We start from the raw sequence: 3,346 nt of genomic DNA, 5'->3' as shown, positions 1-3,346 counted from the left end.
CCCCCGGCGGGGGAGGGCGGCCGTCCGCGTTCTCGACCGGGCCTCAGCTGCTCGGCTCGACGGTGATCTGGTCGATCAGGATCGGCCCGGAGGGCACCGTGAAGCTGACCGAGTTCGCCCCGGCCTGGAACTGCGGCAGTATCCAGGTGGTGTACCAGGACGACGCCGGGTCCTTGCCGGGCGAGTAGTTCCGGTACGTCAGCCCGTTCGGCCAGTCCTTGCCGTTGACCGCGGCCGCGCCCTTCACGTCCCCGCCGGCGTTGTTGTAGTGCACGGTGAGCTTGTACGTGCCGGCCGCGGCGATCTGGCCGTTCCAGGTGACGGTGCCGCCCTGCTGGAGCGTCAGGTAGCTGCCGTCGGCGGACTTGGCGCCCTTGACGCCGTTGCCGGACGGCGCGTTCTGCCCCTGCAGCTGGCCGGCGTCCACGGTCGCCGGGCCGGCCGAGACCGTGGCGCTCGCCGAGGGCGAGACCGAGCCGGTCCCGCTCGGCGTCGCGGCACCGCTGGGCGCCGGCGGGGCGGCGCTGGTGGTGCCGCCCTTGGCGGTCTTGTCCCCGTCCGGGTCACCGGTGGAGAGCGCGATCCCGGCACCGATCGCTATCGCCGCGACCACGGCGACCGCACCGATCACGGCGCCCTTGCTCCGACCGCTGCTCGGCCGCTCGTCCCCCGGCTGCGGCCGGGAGTGCTCGGCGTAGCGGGTCTGCTGGGCGGGCGCGCCGTACTCGGCCTGCGGCGGCACACCGGGCTGGCCGTACTGGCCCTGCGGGGGCGTCCCCTGCTGGCCGTAGGGCGGCTGCGCCGGGCCGGGCTGACCGTACGGCGACTGCTGGGCGCGCGGCGCACCGTACTGCGCCCGGCCGACCTCCATCGGGCGGCTGTACGACGTCCGGGGAACCCCCTGCTGCGGCTCGGCCGGCTGCCCGGTGGAGCCGTCGGCCGGCCGGTAGAGGTAGCCGAACGGGTCGTCGTCCTGTGGGGCACCGCCCCCCTGGCCCTCGGGCAATCCGTTGTCGCCGGCGGTCGTCACGGTGGTCTGTTCCCCCATCCGGTGTGCGCCGCGCGCGGGCGGCGCAGATCATGGACGCTGTCGTACCGGGCACCCTACCTGCCGTACCTGACAGCAGGAAAAGAACCCTTGACAACCCGTGGGTAACCTGCGCGTTCCCGGGCGCCCGGCGCCCACCCCCTCCCGACAGCCCCTCGGACTGTCGCGAGCCCCGCCGTCAGCCCGCGCGCCGGTGCGAGCGCTCGCCGCGCGCGCCCCGCACGGCCCCGCCCCGGGCCCGCTTCTCGTCGTACATCCGCTCGTCCGCGGTGTGCAGCACCTCTTCGATGCTCATCCCGCAGCCGGCCCAGCCCACCCCGAGGCTCACCCCGACCCGCATCGCCCGGCCGTCGATCCGCATCGGCGGGATGATCGCGTTGCGCAGCCGGTGGGCCAGGTCCTTGGCCTCCTCGCGGCCGATGCCGTCGGCCAGCACCACGAACTCGTCGCCGCCCAGCCGGGCCACCGTGTCGCCGTCCCGGACCGCCCCGCTCAGCCGCCGGGCGACCTCGACCAGCACCGAGTCGCCCGCGTTGTGGCCGAACCGGTCGTTGATCGACTTGAAGCCGTCCAGGTCGCAGAAGAGCACCGCGAGCCCCTTGTCGGCCGGGGCCGCCGGGCCGGAGCGGAACGGCACCGACCAGGCCTCGCCGCTCGGCCCGTACTCGGCCGGCACCACGGCGTGCACGTGCTCCCCGTACCCCGCGCCGAGCCCGGGCGCCGGCCCGCCCTCCAGCGCACCGTAGCCGTGCACCGGCCCCGGGTACGGGTCCACGCCCTCCAGGCCCTCGTACGCCGCGTGCGCGCTGTAGGTGTCGGCCGGGTAGGCGTACGGCTGCGGGTAGCCGACCTCGGCGGTCAGCGCGGGGGCGGCGCCGACCGGCTGCGGCTCGGCGCAGAGCCGGCGGGCCAGCCGGGCCTTGAGCTCGGCGCCGTTGGGCAGGCCGGTGAGCGCGTCGTGGCTGGCCCGGTGGGCGAGCTGGAGCTCGTGGCGCTTGCGGTCCTCGATGTCCTCGACGTGGGTGAGGAGGAAGCTCGGGCCCTCGGCCGCGTCCGCCACGATCGAGTTGCGCAGGCAGACCCACTGGTAGCCGCCGTCCCTCCGGGACAGCCTCAGCTCCGCCCGGCCGCTCTCGGCGCTGGTGCGTTCCAACAGGGCCCGGTCCTCGGGGTGCACGAGGTCGGCGAAGCTCTGCTGGCGCAGCACCGCGCGGGGGCGGCCGAGCAGTCGACAGAGCGCGTCGTTGACCCTGGTCAGCTGGCCGCGCCCGGCGCCGTGGAGTTCGGTGATGGCCATCCCGCTGGGCGCGTACTCGAAGGCCTGCCGGAAGCTCTCCTCGCTGGCCCGCAGGGCCTGCTGCTCCTTCTCCAGCCGGGCCAGCGCGCGCTGCATCTCGGCCCGCAGCCGGGCGTTGCCGATCGCGATGGAGGCCTGCAGCGAGAACATCTCCAGGGCCTCGCGGGTCCACGCCCCGGGCCGCTTGCCGCTGCGCGGGCGGTCCACCGAGAGCACGCCGAGCAGGTCCCCGCCCGCGCTGTACATCGGGGCGAGCAGTCCGTCGGCGGGGTGCCAGTCGTTGGCGTAGACGGGCAGCGGTCCGTCGCCGATCCAGCGCGGGATGTCGCTGGCGACGGCCCAGCCGCGGTCGTACGGCAGGAAGCGCAGGGTGCCCCAGTGGTCGCTGACCCCGAGCAGCCGGTCCCAGGACTCCCGCGAGCCGACCTGGCCGAGCAGCACCGAGGGCCCGCCCATCGGGCTCTCCTCCAGCTCCCAGACGGCCGCCACCACCAGGTCGCCGTCCGGCCGGACCAGGCTGACCGCGGCGGCGTCGAAGCCGAGTCCGTGCACCGCGCCCTCGACGACGGCCTGCAGCGTGCCCGCCAGGCTGCGGGCAGCGTTGAGGTCCGCCACGACCCGGTGCAAGGTGCGGAGGGTCGCGAGACGGACGTACGGCTCCGACTCGGCTTCCATGCGGGGGCTCCCCGGCTGCTTCGGATAGTTCTTGATTGGTTATCGTCCGATTGCCAGAAGAACTGAATCACAGGGAGCACAGCGTTCGGCACGCTCGGTCAGCAATAGGCCACCACTTGTGACTTAAATCACACAAGACTAATGCGCCCTTAATCAGTTCATCCGCCCCATAGCGGGACATAAACCGCTATCGGAACATTCCTGGTGGTCGACCGCAGGGGCCGCGGACTCAAGCGGACTGCACCCGCCGGTACCCGCGCTTCACCCCTGGGAGTGACCGCGGCCCGCGGCGGGCCCGCGGGGGGGGGGGGGGGGGCGGGCCGGGG

The 3,346-nt window shown here is 74.2% G+C and carries 2 protein-coding genes; both read right to left on the bottom strand.

The genetic code is table 11. The features are described 5' to 3' along the window. Positions 1-43: 43 nt before the first annotated feature. Positions 44-1,030 (bottom strand): hypothetical protein, encoded by a 987-nt coding sequence (locus ACFV8H_RS37740; RefSeq protein ID WP_380408784.1) that lies wholly within the window; start codon positions 1,028-1,030, stop codon positions 44-46. 196 nt (positions 1,031-1,226) lie between these two features. Then, positions 1,227-3,020, bottom strand: a complete 1,794-nt coding sequence (locus ACFV8H_RS37735) for a diguanylate cyclase domain-containing protein (RefSeq protein WP_380408782.1) — start codon at positions 3,018-3,020, stop codon at positions 1,227-1,229. Positions 3,021-3,346: the final 326 nt, after the last annotated feature.

Origin of the sequence: Kitasatospora sp. NPDC059827 (assembly GCF_042731675.1) — a bacterium.
Classification (GTDB): domain Bacteria; phylum Actinomycetota; class Actinomycetes; order Streptomycetales; family Streptomycetaceae; genus Kitasatospora.
This window is presented reverse-complemented; position numbering and strand designations above follow the sequence as displayed.